The organism is bacterium (genome assembly GCA_021371935.1).
Lineage (GTDB): Bacteria > Armatimonadota > UBA5829 > UBA5829 > UBA5829 > UBA5829.
The window spans coordinates 91041-109851 of sequence record JAJFVF010000004.1 but is presented as its reverse complement, the minus strand read 5'-3'; the positions used below and the strand labels follow the sequence as shown (position 1 = coordinate 109851).

20 protein-coding genes are annotated in these 18811 nt (G+C 51.1%); 17 read left to right on the top strand and 3 right to left on the bottom strand.

Annotated elements, in window-relative coordinates; translation table 11 throughout:
* The first annotated feature begins 5 nt into the window (after positions 1–5).
* The 6 genes from LLG46_03485 (at position 6) to LLG46_03460 (ending at position 6612) form a co-directional block, all read left to right on the top strand.
* Positions 6–599, top strand: a complete 594-nt coding sequence (locus tag LLG46_03485; protein ID MCE5322362.1) for a hypothetical protein — start codon at positions 6–8, stop codon at positions 597–599.
* A 9-nt stretch (positions 600–608) separates the two neighbouring features.
* On the top strand, positions 609–1598 hold the full coding sequence (locus LLG46_03480; protein ID MCE5322361.1) for a hypothetical protein: 990 nt from the start codon (positions 609–611) through the stop codon (positions 1596–1598).
* A gap of 121 nt (positions 1599–1719) precedes the next feature.
* Complete coding sequence (locus LLG46_03475) at positions 1720–2181, top strand: hypothetical protein (GenBank protein ID MCE5322360.1); 462 nt, start codon at positions 1720–1722, stop codon at positions 2179–2181.
* Positions 2182–2192: 11 nt separating this feature from the next.
* Positions 2193–2726 carry a hypothetical protein gene (locus tag LLG46_03470; protein ID MCE5322359.1) on the top strand — a complete coding sequence of 178 codons (534 nt, stop codon included), beginning with the start codon at positions 2193–2195 and terminating at the stop codon, positions 2724–2726.
* 9 nt (positions 2727–2735) lie between these two features.
* Positions 2736–6320, top strand: a complete 3585-nt coding sequence (locus tag LLG46_03465) for a DUF4815 domain-containing protein (protein ID MCE5322358.1) — start codon at positions 2736–2738, stop codon at positions 6318–6320.
* A 10-nt stretch (positions 6321–6330) separates the two neighbouring features.
* On the top strand, positions 6331–6612 hold the full coding sequence (locus LLG46_03460; GenBank protein ID MCE5322357.1) for a VrlD: 282 nt from the start codon (positions 6331–6333) through the stop codon (positions 6610–6612).
* On the opposite strand, the gene LLG46_03455 is transcribed toward LLG46_03460, so the two are convergent.
* Positions 6609–6959 carry a YebY family protein gene (locus LLG46_03455; protein ID MCE5322356.1) on the bottom strand — a complete coding sequence of 117 codons (351 nt, stop codon included), beginning with the start codon at positions 6957–6959 and terminating at the stop codon, positions 6609–6611. The two genes, LLG46_03460 and LLG46_03455, sit on opposite strands and share 4 nt — an antisense overlap.
* A gap of 258 nt (positions 6960–7217) precedes the next feature.
* On the opposite strand from LLG46_03455, the gene LLG46_03450 reads away from it, so the two are divergent.
* The 11 genes from LLG46_03450 to LLG46_03400 all read left to right on the top strand — a co-directional run bounded on the left by LLG46_03450 (position 7218) and on the right by LLG46_03400 (position 16875).
* Positions 7218–8147: an amidoligase family protein gene (locus tag LLG46_03450; protein ID MCE5322355.1), complete on the top strand. Its 930-nt coding sequence runs from the start codon at positions 7218–7220 to the stop codon at positions 8145–8147.
* Position 8148: 1 nt separating this feature from the next.
* A complete protein-coding gene (locus LLG46_03445; GenBank protein MCE5322354.1) occupies positions 8149–8367 on the top strand; it encodes a DUF5049 domain-containing protein in 219 nt (72 codons plus the stop codon).
* A complete protein-coding gene (locus tag LLG46_03440; GenBank protein MCE5322353.1) occupies positions 8367–9158 on the top strand; it encodes a glucosamine 6-phosphate synthetase in 792 nt (263 codons plus the stop codon). Before LLG46_03445 ends, LLG46_03440 begins: the two co-directional genes overlap by 1 nt.
* A 52-nt stretch (positions 9159–9210) precedes the next feature.
* Positions 9211–9729 (top strand): gamma-glutamylcyclotransferase, encoded by a 519-nt coding sequence (locus LLG46_03435; GenBank protein ID MCE5322352.1) that lies wholly within the window; start codon positions 9211–9213, stop codon positions 9727–9729.
* Positions 9730–9800: 71 nt separating this feature from the next.
* On the top strand, positions 9801–10043 hold the full coding sequence (locus tag LLG46_03430) for a helix-turn-helix domain-containing protein (protein MCE5322351.1): 243 nt from the start codon (positions 9801–9803) through the stop codon (positions 10041–10043).
* Between the two features lie 256 nt (positions 10044–10299).
* The gene (locus LLG46_03425; GenBank protein MCE5322350.1) at positions 10300–11010 is read left to right on the top strand and encodes a hypothetical protein; all 711 of its coding nucleotides are present in this window, start codon (positions 10300–10302) and stop codon (positions 11008–11010) included.
* A 183-nt stretch (positions 11011–11193) separates the two neighbouring features.
* Positions 11194–12594, top strand: a complete 1401-nt coding sequence (locus LLG46_03420; GenBank protein MCE5322349.1) for a radical SAM protein — start codon at positions 11194–11196, stop codon at positions 12592–12594.
* An 87-nt stretch (positions 12595–12681) separates the two neighbouring features.
* Entirely contained in the window at positions 12682–13785 is a 1104-nt protein-coding gene (gene plsX / locus LLG46_03415) for a phosphate acyltransferase PlsX (GenBank protein MCE5322348.1), read from the top strand.
* Positions 13786–13900: 115 nt separating this feature from the next.
* Positions 13901–14212: a polyhydroxyalkanoate synthesis regulator gene (locus LLG46_03410; protein MCE5322347.1), complete on the top strand. Its 312-nt coding sequence runs from the start codon at positions 13901–13903 to the stop codon at positions 14210–14212.
* Between the two features lie 117 nt (positions 14213–14329).
* Positions 14330–16003 (top strand): AarF/ABC1/UbiB kinase family protein, encoded by a 1674-nt coding sequence (locus tag LLG46_03405; GenBank protein ID MCE5322346.1) that lies wholly within the window; start codon positions 14330–14332, stop codon positions 16001–16003.
* A 74-nt stretch (positions 16004–16077) separates the two neighbouring features.
* Entirely contained in the window at positions 16078–16875 is a 798-nt protein-coding gene (locus LLG46_03400; protein ID MCE5322345.1) for a patatin-like phospholipase family protein, read from the top strand.
* A gap of 132 nt (positions 16876–17007) precedes the next feature.
* Here the strand turns inward: LLG46_03400 and LLG46_03395 are convergent, their stop codons facing one another.
* Both LLG46_03395 and LLG46_03390 read right to left on the bottom strand, forming a co-directional pair.
* The gene (locus LLG46_03395) at positions 17008–17766 is read right to left on the bottom strand and encodes an SDR family oxidoreductase (GenBank protein MCE5322344.1); all 759 of its coding nucleotides are present in this window, start codon (positions 17764–17766) and stop codon (positions 17008–17010) included.
* A 199-nt stretch (positions 17767–17965) separates the two neighbouring features.
* Positions 17966–18613, bottom strand: coding sequence for a cytidylate kinase-like family protein (locus tag LLG46_03390; GenBank protein ID MCE5322343.1), 648 nt, complete (start codon positions 18611–18613; stop codon positions 17966–17968).
* Between the last annotated feature and the right edge of the window lie 198 nt (positions 18614–18811).

Sequence of the window (18811 nt, the reverse complement as noted above, 5' to 3'; positions counted from 1 at the left end):
ACATCATGTCTATACATTTATATAGAAATACAGACCTGACAGACCAGATATCCGAGGGCACAATGGCTAATCCCGACTCGGATATCTACAACGGCTCTGATGGAGAGTCCAAAGACCGAGAGTTGTTCATCGCCAACGAACAGACAGCACTTGCTACTGCAATGAACTCCTCTCAAATTGATGTTCAGCTTTCCTATCCCAGGTTTATAAACGACGAAGCAATCATCATCGGCAGTGAGCAGATGAGGATCCTGAGCGGCGGTGGCACGACGAATCTTACCGTTGAGCGCGGCTATGGCGGCACGACTCCGACCAGCCACAGCTCCGGCACAAAGGTTTACTCAGGTTATGACTATACGGGCCTCGTCGTTCAGGTTCTCGATACCACGGACAGTGACGAGTCTTCATGGTGCAGGCTCGCTGCTACCCAGACCGATCTGGATTCGGCAACGCCGGGTGCACAGCTAATTCTCGGCGACAAGGCGCATGCGGCAAAGCTCTCGTTCTGGCGGCGGATAGCCGTGCCAGCCGGAACACCTGTTCAGAACAAGATCGACATCAAGCTGAAGATTCTCGGCACTGAGTATCCCATCCTGTAGGAGGAAGAAATGGCATATCACAGCACATCTGGCACGGCCAACAACACCGCTGACCTGCTCGCCAAGGTCAAGGATTTTCTTGTAACGACCTGCGGCTGGACGCTACATGACGATGGCTCTGCTCTGACTGAACCTTATTATGTCCTGAAGTCTATTGGCGAGTCGGGTATGGAAGATATTTACATCCAGCTTATAAACGATACCGCAAGCACAGACTGCATTACAGTGAGAGGCTATCTCTATTGGAATGCTACTACGCATGCTGGTGTCAAGGGCGCCTATTCCTCTGGAGCAACCATGATATCGACCAAGGATTCAGCTCAGTTTCTCTATTGGTTGTATGGCGATCTCGATCATATGTGTGTGGTGACCAAGATAACAGCTACTTATTATCTCAATTACAGCGGGATCATCAAGCGTTATTGGTCAGGAGCCATGGCGATAACCCAGGCGGCGGTTACTGCCGGAAGCAGCGTTGTGATACAGGTAAACGATGCCTCATTACTCACTGCCGGCAACTACTACATCATAAAGGATGACGCAAACATAGAGCGTGTGCAGGTTACAGCACGAGACACTACAACTACACCAAACACGATCACAGTTGCAACACTCGCGGCAGCTTATGCAAGTGGAGCGAAAGTTGGTGAAGATCCACAGCCGGTCATCATAGGTCGGAACAATATGCCAGGTACATTTTATGCCCTGAACAAGTGGAATGGCTATGCAAACACAACAGGTCAGACCGGAAGCTGTGGAGCTGCAAGCGGCGGGTTTGCAAGCTATTCCGACCCCGATGTGCGTTATGGCTTGACAATCATGTTTCCCTGGTTGGTTGCGATGACTGCAACGGGTACGGAGGAGTTACGGGGAGAGCTTATCGAGGTCTACTGCGTCGGTTCAGGTGCCGGTGATTCAGAAGATCTTCTCGACCTGGGTACCGGCACGTACAAGATGTTCTATCTTTCCGGTGGCGGCTGGTGTGCGATTAAGGAGTAAGTTATGGCAGTAAGGCAGGCAAAGAAGCCCAACATACGAAACTTGATAGCAATTGTCAGACCTCGGTTCAAGCCGTTCAAGACTACCGGCAGACCATATGTCATCAGAGGGAGACTGAAGCGTGGCTGTCCGTAAAAGTCGCAAGAATACTATCGGCCTTGCAAGAGGCACTGTTATTCCGACGAACCGTGTCTTGGGTCCGATAGGTAAAGCTATCGTGCTTGAGTTGCCGAAGGCTACGAGCAGCGTTCGAACTATTGCACGAGTGATCGATGTATCCACTGTCACAATCCGGAGTGTTAGCGTAGAACCGGATCTGCGTGCAGTTGTAGTCGGTCCGGTGAGCACAGCACTAGATGTCAGAATGCTGGTTGTTCGGCCGGTGTCTGTCGGCAACAATTTGCATATGACGATATACCACGTGCTGAATTTGCGACCGGATGCCCGTGAAGCCGTCTTCGGTCCGCTTGAAAGACATCCTGACTGCGAACTGATTGTCATACACCGGCTGATGTCAAATTCAGACATTAAGCAAAGCATCTATGTGTATCTCTTCCGAGAGAGCCATGAGATACAGGTTTAGAGGAGAAGATAATGTCCCTTGGACTTATAACAGCCAGCGGCCGCGTGCTTACTGCAAAGCTCTTGATGGGTGATTCTATCGATGGTATCACGCACTGTGCTATAGGCGACGGAGATGTAACGTTTGTCGATCCGCTTAACCCGCCTGCGCCTACAATAGAGCAGAATACACTTAAGCATGAGTGTGCCCGGAAGAAGCAATATAAACGCAGGTTTCTTGCTGAAGACCCGGAGGGTGTGCTTGTTGTAAATGGCATCCACTACTCCGAGACCAGCCAGGAGACAAATATCATTGGTGTCTTCTTCAGGTTCGAAGAATGCGAGGCAAACGGCATCACAATCCGCGAGTATGGCTTCTTTGGTGGAAATGTCACATATGTCAGTGGCATTCAGTCCGACTATGCGGTGGGCGGCGTGTTCCAAGCCATCACCAACCCAGGCGGACAGGTGCTTGCACCGGGCTATCTCTATGAAGTTAAGAACATCCCCGACTTCAACAAGACCTCCGACACACGTGTCGAGCTTGTAGGGGTCATCAAGATATAGGAGAAGACTATGACGATTTCCAGAGACACGTTCGACCCGTCCAGAAACTACAAACGGGTGAGATATCATCAGGATCGGGATCTGCTGGACTCGGAACTTAATGAGCAGCAGGATATCGCAATCCATGAGCAAAAGAAGATAGCCGATTTGCTCTTCAAGGAGGGTGCAATCATATCCGGTCTCCTCATATCGGTTGCAGCCAATGTCCTCAATATCTCTGCAGGTGTCACCTACATCGATGGTCATATCGAGGTCATTTCTGGCGCGACACTCACTTATGACCCGGCAAAGACATCCGGTTTCGACTACGTGTATGTCGAACTCCTCAAGTATAACTACGGCTACAACCAGGATGCCGGACTTATCAACCCTGCTACCGGAGAGCCGACAGCAGAGCGTGAGAAGTGGGTCCTGTCGCTCAAGGATCACGATACGAGCGGCGATAGCCTACCCAATAATGTAACCGAGCGCAAGGTCGTCGCGATATACAAATTCGACCGCGAAACTGGCGATGTGGCGGCAACGGTTCAGGAGAAGTCCAGTATCTATCTTAGTGACTTCCTTGGCACTCTTCCCGGTAGCCGGATTACTGTCGCATCCATCACGGAAGACCAATTATCCTTCGCTGCTGCCGAGGGTCTCAACTCACTCCTCAATAACCTTGCCGAAAGGACCTACGACCAAGCGGGCAGCTACCTCGTCAAGGGTTTCGACAGCTTTCTCGGCGCGACTGACGGTGCAAATGTGCGTGTCATTACCAACGCAGGCCGGGCATACATCCAGGGCTATCGTCTTCAGAAGGACTTACCGACAACCACTCTGGTTCCCAGAGCAGTCGCGACGAAGAGTGTGCGCGGCGAGCAGAAGACTTATGTCACCGGTCAGCGCAGTTACGCTCTGAACTGCACTCCGCTCAAGGCAACGACGCAGGTGGAAGCTATTGTTGAGATCGTCTCCAACATTACCCGCGGATCGGTCGGCGGCGGAGAAGACCTGCTTGCACCGAATCCAGTCGTCGATATCATTGAGGTCAGCCAGGGTGCAACTGTTTTTATCGAAGGCACTGACTGGATGCAATCGGGCAATTATGTCGACTGGACAGGTACCGGCAGTGAACCCGCCATAGGAACCACATACACTGTCCGCTGGACATATGTGAAGCAGATGGTGAAAGGTACGGATTATGTCGATGGCGGGTGGTTCGGCCAACCAGGTTATCCTGCTGCCGGTGAATACTTCTATGTGGTCACAGCACTCTCGGCGTCCGGTGAGACGGAATATATCAGCGGTCGAGTGGTATCGTGTCAAACCGCCGCGGGCGAGACAAACCTCATTACATGGAGGCCCGTCAGCGGCGCGACCAGTTATCGTGTCTACCGCGCCTCTCCGAACTCAGAGCGTGCCAGCTTCAGGAGGCTCAAGGAAGTCGGTTCGGCGGTTGTATCATATATTGACGATGGTGCGGATGATACGACAACCGCAAACCCGCCTGCATCAAACTCGAGCGGGCTATCGCAGCCTGTGCCGACTATAGGTGCCGGAAATGCCAGCATCATCAACTTCGGCAAAAGCGGTGTCGGCAGCGACCCTGTAAACGGCTCGAATTGCAGCATTGATTATGACTATTATCTCGGCCGCAAAGACATCATCTATGCGACAGCCAGAGAAATAAAGCGGCTGGAGGGCGCGCCATCCGACTTTCCGAAACTTCCGGTTGTGCCTGAAGGCACCCTTGCCCTCGCAAGCGTCGACTGCCCGGCAAACTCCGTCTCGATGATTGTGCATAACTTTGGCCTCACCCGAATCACAATGGACCAGATCCACCGTATTATTAAGGATGTTGAAGACCTGAAATATAACGATGCGCAGTACCAAATGAACAACGATTTACAGAACCGGGACGCTCAGACCAAGAAAGGCATTTACTCCGACGACTTCTCCAATGAGGCTCAATCTGATACATTTCATACTGAGTGGAGTGCGCGCATTGACAGCATCCACAAATTTGTTGCACCGGCGCGAGCGTCGTCGTCTCGTGTTCTGGAGGTAGATATTGCAAAGAGCAGCGCCCTTTTCAAAGGCAGTCTTGTTCTCTTGCCCGGAAATGAGAAGGTACTTGTTCAGCAACTCGATTGGTCGGAAGAGAAGAACATCAACCCTTACGCCGTGTTCGAGAAACCGCCGGCGAGTGTCGAAGTAACACCCAATATAGGACGTCGGGGACAAACCGGCATTGCAGTGACTGGCTCGAACTTCCTGACCGAGGCTCAGCACATCACAATCCGCTGCGATGGTCAGGTTGTCGCAAGTGATGTTCATGCTGATTCGGCAGGACGTGTGGTCTCATCGTTCGTGATACCTGAGAGTGCAAGCAATGGAAACCGGATTGTTGAGGTCACTGATGGCACTTACTCTGCCCAGACCAATCTGCAGATAAATGATCCGCTGGTCGTGACTCGAGTCGAGCGGGTCGAGGTCACGAACACAATAATTCAGAAGCAAACCATCATACAACAACAGATCATCCGCGTTCCCGTATACCGGACTGTATGGCGATGGTGGTGGGGTTGGAACAGGTGGGACCCGCTCGCACAGACGTTCAGCTTTACGGAAAGCAGGATTATTTCCGCGATTGGACTGTTCTTCACGAAGAAAGACCTGTCTATCCCGGTGACGGTCCAAATTCGAGGCGTCACTACCGGCCTGCCAAATGATGTCATATACGCCCAGCAGGTGGTCTCTCCGGGCGAGATTAATCTCAATGCGGAGACAAAGGTCGTATTCAATGACCCGTTCAATGCCGAGGCAAACACCAGTTACGCGGTTGTGATCCTTACCGATAGCACGAACTATAGGGTGCGCGTGGCGACTCTGGGACAACTGGGCCAGAACGGTGTCATCACAAAGCAGACCTATACTACAGGCGTGCTGCTCGAAAGCTCCAACGCCGAGACATGGACTCCTCTGAACGGCTCTGATCTGGCAATGAAGATTTACGGCTACGACTTCGTCCCCGCTGGCGAGGTGCGTTTTAAGGCAATAACCGGCGTGCAGTTCTCCGAGCTTAACATTGACGAGTATTCGGCGATACCACAGGGAACTGGCATGACATGGGATTATTCAACAGACAGCGGGGTCACCTGGGACGCGATTGTGCCGGAAGAGGAGGAAAGCCTGCCAAATATCGCCGCGCAGATTATTATCCGAGCGAAGCTCTCGAGCAGCACTGCAAATGATACTCCCGCGCTCAATTACAAGGATGTGAACCTGATTGGCTACTTGAATAATCCCAATGGCGTCTATATCAGCCGGGAGAACGAACTGACCCAGGGAGTGGAATCGAGCAAGGTATATGCTCAGATGAACATTCCCAGCGGGTGCTCTCTCAACTGGTTTGCTTCCAATGACGGCGGCGCGACGTGGGAACCGATGACGCTTGATTCAACCCGTGAGGTCGACCAGACCTGGACGGAATACATCTACTTGCGGACATTCACAAATCCTGCCGGCAATCGGGTTCGCTACAAGGCTGTTATTACAGGCAATAACCTCGTCTATCCTCGCATTCATTCCCTGGGTGCAACGCTGAGTTAGGTGGCATAAGATGTTGGTCAAACGACGCGGCGGGATGACTGAGTTCATTCCGTCGCCTTCGGAAAAAAGAGACGGTGTTATTCGAAATCATGTGCTTGATCTGCTTTCCAATTTGGATGCAAGGCTGAGGAGGATCGAGGCTGTCGCCAATCTACCAAGCGATCTCGCTGATTCGTTTGCCGACACTATGACTCTGATTATTCGCGAAGAAGCTCACGTGCATCGGCTCAACGAGGCGCTATTGGGGAGTGAAAGCGTGAACTTGAATGTGACAGACGATGCCGATTATTAATTAGCAAGTGCCAGACCACGGTCAATTATCGGACCAATATCTTTCTTTGTCCCAGGCAAAGAAGTATCTTTAGCCCATATGGAATCTACATTGGCATAGCTGTTGTTTTGCTTAGCCGTGCCATTCAGGGCGTAGGTGATGCCATTGGCAGTGAACGTTACTTCAACCATTTTAGTGGTGCCGACAACCCTGCCGGTCTCTCTGCAAGAGAGGGTTCCTTCGTTTACAGTAAACGGCCATTTATCTCCATATTCGGCCTGGGTTATTTTGGTACCACTGCTCCCGCAACCTGTAAGTAGCATTACTGGAAGTACTGTGGCAATGGCAAACAGATGTAGTTTTCTCAAGACAAGGATCCTTTCCTATATTTGCTGATTGTGAATCATATCAGAACTATTATCGGTAGTTGCACTGTAGATCACGATGTTCGCCTGGTACGATCAGTCTGTGAGTCTTTCTGGCTACTACTTCCAGCTATTATTCGCGAACGTGGAAACCCCGAGATTCTTTCCTGATCTCTAGCGAATTGACTTGATGTTCCTCCGGGTTCGAGGTATGTTCATTAATGATGAACACATCCTGCAGCCCAGAAAAGAGGATACCAAGTGACTGATCTAAGAGACCTGAAGTTCGGTGTTGAGATTGAAACAATAGGCAAAACGCGCGAAACGGCTGCTAAAGCCATCCAGTCGGTGGTAGGCGGAGAAGTCAGCCATGTGGCAAGTCCGAGCAGCTACGACCCATGGGAAGTTAAAGATGCACACAGCAGAATATGGAAAGTCGTTGCCGATGCCTCGCTTACGAGTGTAGCTTCCAACCTGCGTGCAGAAGTAGTAAGCCCGGTACTAAGTTACGAAGACCTGCCAGTGCTGCAGGAAGTGGTTCGTGCGCTGCGCAAATGCGGCCTGCGAGTTGACCAGAACTGCGGAATGCATATCCATGCTGATTCGAGTGCATTTACTGGCAAGACGCTGGCAAACCTCGCGAAGATAATGTTTAAACAGGAGCCACTCATTCTGACAGCTCTTGGCGTAAGCGAGCGGCGACTGCATCAGTATACGAAACCTATCAGCGCCGAGTTCATAGCAAAGCTTGAACACAGCCGCCCTAGGACGCTTGAGCAGGTCAATCGCCTGTGGTATGGCCACCTGAACACCTGTCCTACTCATTATGACAATACTCGTTACAACTGCCTGAACTTGCACAACGTCTGGTATAGAGGGACCGTTGAGTTCAGAATGTTTGAGGCGACACTGCATGCCGGCAAGGTGAAAGCCGCCGTCCAATTCGTGCTTGCCATAGCAGCCAAGGCGCTTAACAGCCGCGCAGCCTCCAGCCGAAAACGAGAGTTCGACCCGAACTCAGCTAAATACGACTTCAGGATTTTCCTCATTCACCTGGGTTTGAACGGAGACGAATTCAAGACCGCTAGAATGCACCTCTTGCATGCGATGCCCGGCGACGCCGCGTTCAAAAGAGGCAGACCGAAACCCAAGAATCAACCCGGCGAAAGCCGGGAGCCTGCGGAGGTTTGACATGGAACACACTAGTTCTGTCAAGATTCCTGAGTCGGTATGGCGAGGCATCGAGGCAGTCCGAGCATCAGGCAAGACCAACATGTTCGATGCTCCGATGGTGCAGAAATTGGCCTTTGATATGGAGTATTTCGAGACCATTGTCTGGATGGAGGATAATCCGGACTTATACAGGCTCGGTATATTCACGGGCTTTGAAGTTGAGGGAGGTGATATCTGATGTGTGGCCAACTTGGAGTGATTTTTGGCACGAAGGAGAGGCAGCCGGAGGAACGCAGCTATCTGAAGTGGCTGTTCATGTTTTTACTGCTCCTGAATGAGAAGTGTGGTCCTTACGCGACCGGCATCAGTTGGCTCAAAGACAACGGTAGCCACTCTATTTTCAAGCGTCCACTGTCGGCGACCAGGTTTATCAAAGAAAAGGAGTTTATCGAAGTGATATCCGAGGTCGACAATGCAACGACGTGGCTCGCCGGACATACTCGCTGGCCAACCCGTGGCGATGTAAATGTGCTCGCAAACGCGCATCCAATTCGAGCCGGAGCGATTCTAGGAACACACAACGGCACTATCCTCAATGCGGACGATCTGTTTATGCGCTTCGATCTACCTCGTTTCGCTGAAGTGGACAGCGAGGTCATCTTCAGAATGGCTGATGCCACATTGAACGAAGGACGAATAGACCTTATTGAGTTCAAGAAGCGTCTTGCACTTTGTCGAGGGCTGATAAGTGCGGTAATGGCGTCGAAGCTCGATCCGAAGAATGTGATTGTCATCAAAGGCAACAAGCCTTTGGAATTTCGATACCACCCGGAGCACAACGTAATGATTTATGCATCTGACCCTGCACATCTCGATGTCGTTCTTCAATCTGATACCGGCTGGCAGGAGATACCAACACAAGCAATGAGTCTAATGACTCTCGATTGCGATAGTCTTCCAAAATTTGCATCTCAGCCATTCAGACTGGCTGGCAGAGGGCGTTCGGGTTTCCAACGCTTCGCTGGCTAACAAGCTCGGTTGGACGAAGATCCGCTCTGATCAATAAGATATGGAGGTAAGTATGAAACAAACTAATAATGATCAGATTTCGGTTGGCACAGGCACACTTTCGATATTTGTATACGGTACACTCAAACGGGGGTATTGGAACCACGACAGGTTTTGCCAGACTGCGCTCAGTATAGAAGAGGCCGTCGTGCAAGGGCGGCTTTATGAACTGCCATCACGAATCCCGGTTCTGCAGGTGCCTGATAGCTGCATTATTGCTGTCGGAACATCGGATCCTTTGGCGGATGTCGCAACACAGGAACGCTTCTCGGATAGGACTTCAGATGCTATCTGTGAAAAAGCATCCTGGCAGATGATATACGGCGAACTGGTAACCTTTCCCGACCCATGCCAATCGCTACCCAAGATTGATCAGCTTGAGGGTTTCCGTCTTGGGCAATCCTGCATATATCGTCGTGTGCTGGTTCCGGTAATGACTTCCGGCAGTGTTGTGCAGTCTGCTTGGTGCTACATTGATGGTGGAAGTCTGATCCGAAAGGCGCGGCCAACAAACAAGATAAGCTGGTCATAAGGATATGATGCAGCCACAATGCTACTCATAGAGTGTAGACGTATAAATCTCATGCGGCTACACTCTGCATTATGGACACAAAACTGATGCAGCAGCGCTTGGGCAAGATTATCCAAGCGCGCCGAAGTAAACTTGGATACAGCCAGGAATCTTTTGCCGATGCCATTGGCGTGCATAGAACCTATGTCGGGTCGGTTGAGCGCGGTGAGCGCAATGTCACTCTCAAGAACCTGCTCGTTATAGCGGGAGGTCTTAAGATGCCTCTTTCGACCTTGATTGCCGCAGCCGAGGCGGAACTGATGATCTCCGAATAAACCTGCGCGTGCTCAGCAAAAACCTCGTCCGATAGCAGCCGAAACGTTAAAATTGAAACGATGAAGAAATCCATTGCCTAGGTCACATCGATGTGGTTGGCTATTCTAGCAGAGTCTTCTTGTGACGATGACTCCAACCATGCAGTTGCCGGGAGCATACTTAACATCCTCTGAATGCGGCTCACCAGGGCACTTGACAGAGGTAGAAGCCACTGGTATACTCGAGTTGGTTATTTGGTCTTTTGGGTGAAGAGAAATGCAATTAACGTCACGACAAACTGAGTTCCTTGGCACACTGGTCGATATTTACCGCGAACAGGACAAACCTGTGCACTATGTCGACCTCGCCGCAAGACTCGGAGTCAGCAAGTGGACTGCCTATGATATGATGAGTGTGCTTGAGAAAAGGGGTGCTATAACGCGGGAATACGCACTTGGTGAGCGCGCGTCTGATGGGGGACGCTCACACGTAATGTTCAGACCTACGGATAAGGGAAGATCTATGTTGGTAGATCTGGCTGGTGGGCGCTTCGACGATGAAGAATGGGAGGAAACCAAGAGGAGGATACTTGCCGCAGTTGAGGGACATCCGCAGGATGAATATCGGGCTCTTGCAGAAGAACTGCTTCAGACGCTGGATTCCCAAACTTCAACGCTGGCGTACTGGGCAGTAACGATGACCGCGCTACTGCTGACTGTAAAAGATGCCCAACATAAAATCCAAGAGATTCCGTTACTCCGGGACATCTTGTTGCGGGTACGCTCGGCACGGGCACGACTCTTAGCGCTGGCTGAAGTTGGGGGAAGTCTACCAAGGAACAACTTGAGCAGCGTTGAGTTGCGCGACCGGCTGGAAGAGTTTCTTCGCCGACATGATACCCTAATCGACCAAATGGAGGCAGCAAGGCAGCGAGCTCTGCTGGGCTTTCTTGGCACGGTAATGGAACGCCTTGGAGGGATCGGGTAGACAAGGTCCTTTTTAGTTGTCCGGTTTTTTGGTCTTTTGGGGCCAACGAACAAATTTCATTGGCTGACAATAGAAGCAGCCTAGAAGGATCGAGTGGAAGCGATCCTTTTTTACGGGATCGTTTTTGGGTCTTTTGGGATTCGCAAGGAGATCCATTGCTGTGATTAAACGAGAGGAGTAACTATGATGGATATCACACAATCAACGAAGCGCTATGCAGCCACGGAAGCAGCACGGGTACTGCCGCGCCTTTTGGCGAGGAGTTCGGATGCTAACCTGATCAGATTGACGCGAGTATTGGAAGGGATCGCGCTGCAAGAAGTACACAAGGTGCAAATGCGGCAGTTGCGAGGGCTGTTTCAGCAGAAGCATCCTGCCTTGACACTCGGCCGCAGAGTACTGCGAGAGATCAATCCTAAATGCAGGCGCAAACTCGTGGAGAACCTGGGCCTGAACGCGATCTACTTCGGCGCAGAACGCCGCGATGAATTGATGGCCAATGATCAGGCAGCGCCTTTTCTTCTAGTAATTAGCCCGACCGAGAGGTGTAACCTGCACTGCCGCGGGTGCTGGGCGGCAAAGTATCGAAAGGACAGTGATATGCCTCTGGAACTATTGGACAGGATAATCACTGAAGCCAAAGAGATGGGCATTTACTTTTTTACAATTACAGGAGGTGAACCTTTTATTAGGAAGGACCTGTTTGACATTTATGCCAAACACAATGACGTCTACTTCCAGGTCTACACCAATGGCACACTGATCAATGACAGCATAGCTCGAAAACTTGCAGAACTGGGAAATGTCGTGCCGGCGATCAGTATCGAAGGCTTCGAAGAACAGACTGATGATCGTCGTGGACGGGGTACATTTGCACAGCTTATGGAAGCAATGGATACTCTCCGGCGAAAACAAGTGCCTTTCGGTTTTTCCAGTATGACAGCCCGTAAGAACGTCGATGTAGTAGCAAGCGATGAATTCGTTGATATGCTGATCGAGAAAGGGTGCCTCTTCGGGTGGTATTTCACATATGTCCCCATTGGCATGAATCCCGATCCCTCGCAGATGCTGACTCCAGCGGAGCGCGAGTGTCAGCGGGAACGTGTCCAGCATATCAGAGCAACCAAGCCTATCTTCGTTGCGGACTTCTGGAACGATGGATGGACAACAAATGGGTGTATGGCTGCCCGGCTCTACGCACATATCAACAGTAATGGTGATGTAGAACCTTGTGCATTTGTTCACTTCGCAGTGGATAACATCAAAGAGAAAAGTCTGAGCGAAGGCCTCAATTCTTCTTTCTTCCAAGCAATACGGAATCGTTACCCCTGGACGGATAACCAACTTAAGCCATGTATGTTTTTAGACAATCCCCATGTTTTGCGAGAAGCAGTGGCAGAGAGTGGAGCCTACGCGACACATGAGGGTGCAGAAAGCCTTATCACCGAACTGGCTCCGACGCTGGACCGCTACGCAGAGGAGATGGAGCATCTTACCGATCCTATGTGGGAGAAACTCCAGGGGCAACTACGGGTACCTGGTAGGTTGCCCGAAGACAAGACCATGGTGAGTCGGGGAGAGTAAGCACATCATTGATGTGAGACTAGAGGTATGTCTCATCATAAGAAGAAGGGCAAGTGAAACGAACATGCAGACTGGGAGAACACCATAATGGCAGACGATGCGTTGGCAGCAATGATGAGTAGTCGCGACCATATAATTCAGGCCTCGGCAATACCAGGTTCACTACGGCCAGTACGTGTAGTCGTGGATGCCATGGGGGGAGATTATGCTCCAGCGGAAATCGTGAGAGGAGCCACACAAGCTTCTTGCGCTGTCGGTGCACACGTACTGCTGGTAGGCGATCCGGACCGGGTGGACGAAGAGCTGAAGCGTATTTCATGTCGACGGGCATGCGTCTCCGTTATCCCCGTACATAGTGTAATTGAGATGGACGAGAAGCCACTTCAAGCATTTCGTTCCAAGCCCGATTCTTCAATTGCCGTTGCCATGAGCTTACTCGCTCAAGGCAAAGCCGACGCGCTCGTCACCGCAGGCAGTACGGGCGCGATGGTAACGGCGGCTTGCCTTATTCTGGGTCGGTTGGAGGGTATCAAACGGCCGGCAATAACTATTATGATCCCGACGCCTGAGCACCAAGTGATCCTCCTCGATGCTGGTGCCAACATCAGTGCGACAGCACAGCAGTTGCTGCAATTTGCACTGCTCGGAAGTGCTTTCGCCAGATGCAACTTGGAAGTTTGCGAACCTAGGGTTGGATTGCTCAACGTGGGGCCAGAGATTACCAAAGGGGGATCGACCTTACTAGAAGCTTATGAGCTATTAGCCGGGTCTCAATTGAACTTCATCGGCAATGTCGAAGGCAACGATATCGCAGAAGGATGGGCCGACGTTATCGTGTGTGACGGATACGTCGGCAATGTTGTTCTTAAACATACGGAGGCGTGGTCACAGGCATTACTCGCAATGTTGGGGAATCGTCTGAGTAGGAACCCTTTGCTTTGGCCCGGATACCCATTCACCATGATGGCCATGTCACACCTTCGTAATGATCTTAGTTCAGCTCACCATGGAGGTGCAACCTTGCTGGGAGTCAAAGGCCTCTGCATCAAGTGCCGGGGGAACTCGAGAGCGAAGGGAATTAGCAATGCGATTGCCGCCGCTGTTCGATATCACCACGCTGGGTTGATACCCCAACTCACGGAGAGTCTCTCGACAACAACGACAGAAGGGGCTGACGATACAATTCCCTGAATCAACTGGAGCACAATATCAGAAACGAGGTGATTGGACACGCTGTTCGCATGCGCTGCGGCGGTAAGCGACCGCTAGAATGTTCTTCACAAACAGTTTATGGAGGTAATAGCACATGTTTGAGTTAGTAAGGAAAGCAATGTTAATAAGTATTGGAACGCTCTCTCTGACTAAAGAGACTGCTGAGAAATTCACAGCAGACTTAACCAAGAAGGGAGAATTGACCGAGGATCAGGCGAAGGAATTGGTAAATGAACTGATCGCACGAGGAGATAAGGAGAGAGCACAAATTCGCCCCGTGGTCGAGAAGCACGTGCAGAAGCTGTTAGCAGAGACGGGTATGGTGACAAAATCGGATATTCAACGATTGGAGGACAGGATTGCTTCTCTTGAAAGAGAACTGGAATCACTCTCCATTAGCTCCTGATGGACATAATACGGGTTCAGGAGCGATCAAGCGTGCTCGGATGTTCGGACGGGTAAGGTATGCCCGTCCGAACACCTGTTTTCTACAGTCCTGCTCTTGTTCGAAGAGGAATTAGCTATGCAGTTTGAGGCGATAAGTAGACACACAAAACGTTATAGACAAATCGGCGTCGTTGCGGCGCATCATCATCTAGGCTATCTGCTGGACCAAGCGGGGCTCGCAAGATTGTTGCCACGAAGATGGCGTCGAAGTAATGAGACTGAAGCCGAGTTTCCAGGGCGAACCACATGGCGTAGAGTTCGGCTTGCGCTGGAGGAATTAGGTGGCACGTTCATTAAGTTGGGGCAGATACTGAGTACCCGGCGTGACTTATTACCTGATGAGCTAGTGGACGAACTGGAGAAGCTTCAAGATGAAGTTCCGTTTCTTCACTATTCAAAGGTCAGGCAGGTAATCGAGGAAGAGATGGGCGCTGATCCTGAAGAGTTATTCGCTACCTTTGAACACAATCCGGTCGCCGCAGCATCTATCGCACAAGTCCACTTTGCGACATTGCACACTGGTGATGAAGTGGCAGTGAAAGTGCAGCGGCCACACATAGAGGACGAAATGGAGACCGACTTCGAGATCTTGCTCAATCTAGCAAAGCTGCTTGAGCGAAGTACGTCTTGGGCAAGACAACAGGGCGTGGTCGACATAGTGCGTCAGATCATGGAAGCAACACGCGAAGAGATGGATTTCACGCTGGAGGGACACAATGCCGACCGCTTCCGTGACAGCTTTGCCGAAGAACCGGGAGTTCACATTCCGAGAATCTATTGGAAATATACAACTAAACGGGTGCTCACAATGGAGCGCATCACAGGCATCAAGCTGAATGACCTTATGACAATTGACACAAAACTGGTTGACCGCAAAGGGATCGCAAAACTTGGTGCAAAGCTGTATTTGAAACAAGTCCTTGAAGATGGTTTCTTTCACGCGGACCCCCATGCAGGTAATATTTTCATCGAAGAGAACGGTCGAATTGCATTTGTAGATTTCGGTGCAGTCGGGCGTATTGATGAAGACTTGCGCGAGCAGATTACCGATCTCTTTTTGGCTATCGTCCACCGCGATATCAAAGCCATCATAGACGCGCTTCTGACAATCGGCATTGCACCAAACGACGTTGATCGCGCCGCAATGGCCAGAGACATCTCGCGGACAGTCAGCAAATACTATGGCCTACCAATCCAACAACTACGTGCCGCAGAGATTGTCAGCAAGCAGATGGCACTCGCCCGAAAGTACAGCATACGCATCCCTGCCGACTTTACACTTGCAACGAAGACAGTTGTGATTCTGGATGGAATCGGCCGTGGCATTGATCCCACTTTCAACATCTTCGAGGTAGCTCAGCCTTTCGCACGCGAGATGATCCGGCGCAGGTTCTCACCCGTCCGGTTTATTGTTGACATGCTGAATGATGTGCAAGGCGCACACCGGCTACTTCGTTCCGCCCCGCAGGATTTCGCCAACCTGCTCGATTCGCTCAACTCGGGCAGGCTGACCGTGAGGTTTGAACCGACCAAGATAGATAAACCTATCTCACATCTGCACCAGATGACAAACCGCCTATCGTTTAGTGTTGTCGTAGCAGCGATCATTGTCGGCTCTTCTCTGATCGTTCAAGCCGGAGTGGGACCGCTGCTTCATGGCTGGCCAGTCCTCGGAATTGTGGGCTTCGTTACCGCCTCACTGTTGGGGTTCTATCTTCTCATATCGATGCTGCGCCATGGGCGGCTCTAGGATGGAATGATGTAATGTGACACGACTGGTCTGACAACGGGGCTAGCTAAATAATAATAGAGGAGGCATGAGACATGCATATAGGACTTGCACTCAGCGGTGGTGGGGCGATTGGCGCTGCCCACATAGGGGTGTTGGAGCAGATTGAGGAACACCGCGTGCATCCGGACTCTATCTGTGGGACATCTGCAGGTGCGATTGTAGGCCTGCTATACGCAGACGGTGGAATCGATGCTATCTTCCGCTTCCTGAAACTGCTGGAGACAGACGGACTGATTAGGAGCCCGTTGGGACTACTGGCGCGAACACCGGAGAAGATATGGACGCTGGTGGGCGAGGCGCTGTCGATGTGCGTTGAGGCCCGGTCGTTTGAGGATCTGCAGGTGCCATTCTCTTGCGTCGCTACCGACATTGTTACAGGTGCTCCAGTAGTCATCGATTCCGGGGACCCGGTAGCAGCCGTCAAAGCCTCGGCTGCCTATCCAGGCGTGTTTGCTATCCAACGGGTCAGTGGCCATTACCTCGTAGATGGCGGAATCACCAGAAATCTTCCGGCCGATATCGTTCGCAAGTCCGGCGCGGACTTCGTTATTGGCTCCTCGCTCTATCGTGTGCCAGAGGTCAAATACAACAGGGGCAAGCCACGCCTGAGCCGGGTAGAAGTGGCTTTAAGGGCTTTAGAGATAATGGAACTTGAGATGTCCTTACAGCAGATCAAACTGTGCGACTTCTGCTTCCAGCCGCCCGTGGAGACATACCGGTGGTACGACTTTGACCGGGTGGCGGAGATATTGCGGCTTGGTAGAAGGGATGCTTCAGAGAACGTAGGCATGCTGCTGGCAAAGCTTCGAGCGCATCCTCAGTCTATATGAAATAGCCTCGTGCTTGCAAGTGCCGCCTATGTCTCTATCGCTGAAGCTGTCAATCCACCATGCGATCATAAAAGAACGTTAAGGTTGTGGAAGGAAGTCTGTGACTTCCTTCTCAGAAGTAGAATCCAAATCCTAAGCGAGAACCTCAAACCCGCCGTCGACAACTACGAACTGACCACAAATCATCCGAGCCTGTTCCGAAACAAGAAAAGCCACCACATCTGCGATGTCTTGCGGTTCCACCAGACGTCCGAGCGGAGTGCGGCCTTTCGCGCTCGTTAGCAGATCCTCGACTCCAGAAATGGCGCGGAGCGATTTGGTATCCGCCACCCCTGCCAGCACGCCGTTCACGAGAATTCCTTGAGGGGCGAGTTCGACAGCCAGGCTTCGGGTAAGCGATTCCATGGCGCCTTTTGCCACGCCCATCAGCCCGTATTGCGCCAACACTCTGTGTCCGCCCGAACTGGTGATACTAATAATCCGCTTGTAATCAGAAGTCATCAACGGGACCGCGCGTTTTGCTAGATCAAGAAGTGAGCGTGCCGACGATGACATCGTGACATCCCAATGCTTGGTGGACGAGTTCATCAAAGGACCCGGTATCCCAAATGCGGCATTTGCAACCAGGATATCGAGACTTCCAAGTTCGGACGCAATCTCCTTGAAGAGCCGATCCAGGCTCTCCTCGCTACCCATGTCACCGCGCAGTGCGATTGCTCGGCCTCCGGCAGCTTCTATCTCGGCAACTACGCTCTGAGCGTCGATCTTGCTTCTTCGATAGTTGACAATGACCGTGCTCCCCTCAGCCGCCAGTCTTATGGCAATTGATCGGCCAAAGCCTCGGGCTGCGCCCGTCACCAGTGCGTGTTTTCCTGAAAGTTCTGGATACATTTTATTTCTCCATGAAAAGTAGTGTGCTATTTTTTGCATATACTATCGCTAGATATGGCTACGACAAAGCTGCGGTCGTTCTGGCAATCCAATTCGCTTATTTGAATTCTGTTGTCTAAACCGCTATCTCAATCTCCCTGCAAATAGGATCATCGCATCGTTTGCGATTATTGACTTAAGCTTTTTTGTTTCCGTTGTTCTAGTCAAGGCTATTCTCAAGCCGTGCGAGCATAGAGTCCAGGATCATCTCCTCGGGAAGTGTAAAGCCTAGTGCGCTTGTATCGATAGAAAGGTGATATTGCTGTGTATTCTCCCAGGTTGATCCTGTTGTGTTGTAGATAAACAGTTTGCGATCTCTGTCACTTGCTTCTATCAGCTTCAATGCTTGTGCCGGAGATACGCCGTAGATGCTCTGGATGCGCTCTAATCGAAAGTCCATATCTGCATGTATATAAACAGCAAGATGCCTTGGGTTATGCCGCAACAGGTGATAGCCGCCTCGCCCAACTATTACTGAATGCCAGTGTTGTGCGATCCAAGTCACAATCGGGGCTTCCATAACATAAGATTCATCGTCCGGTGGAGGTAGATCAGCGAGTGGCTTACAGCAACTCCTCGGCTCGGTATGCTCGAATGATTTAAGCAATGACTCTAATCTGTTGATAGAACTCTTGCTCATCGCTTTCTTGTTGTCTTCCGGCGGATGTATTATTTCGGCAGCCTTGCCTATTATTTCTCTGTCTACATAATATATGTGCAAACGAGCGGCGATACGCTGTCCGAGAAACGCTCCACCACTTCCGAACTGTCTGCTTATTGTAATGACAAACGGTGTCTGCGTTGACATGATATGAATACTCCTTCAGACACTGCCGCGTTTGGCGGCCGTCGTCGTTTTCTTTTCTACTGTTGGTGATTAACCACATCGATGGTGTCGATGTCTCCCATGCGCTCATATAGTTCGTGTTGCGATTGCCTTACAAGTCTAAACAAGCGCTGGGGCAACCCCATGTCGGATATCATAAAGCCAGCCATTAACTGATCC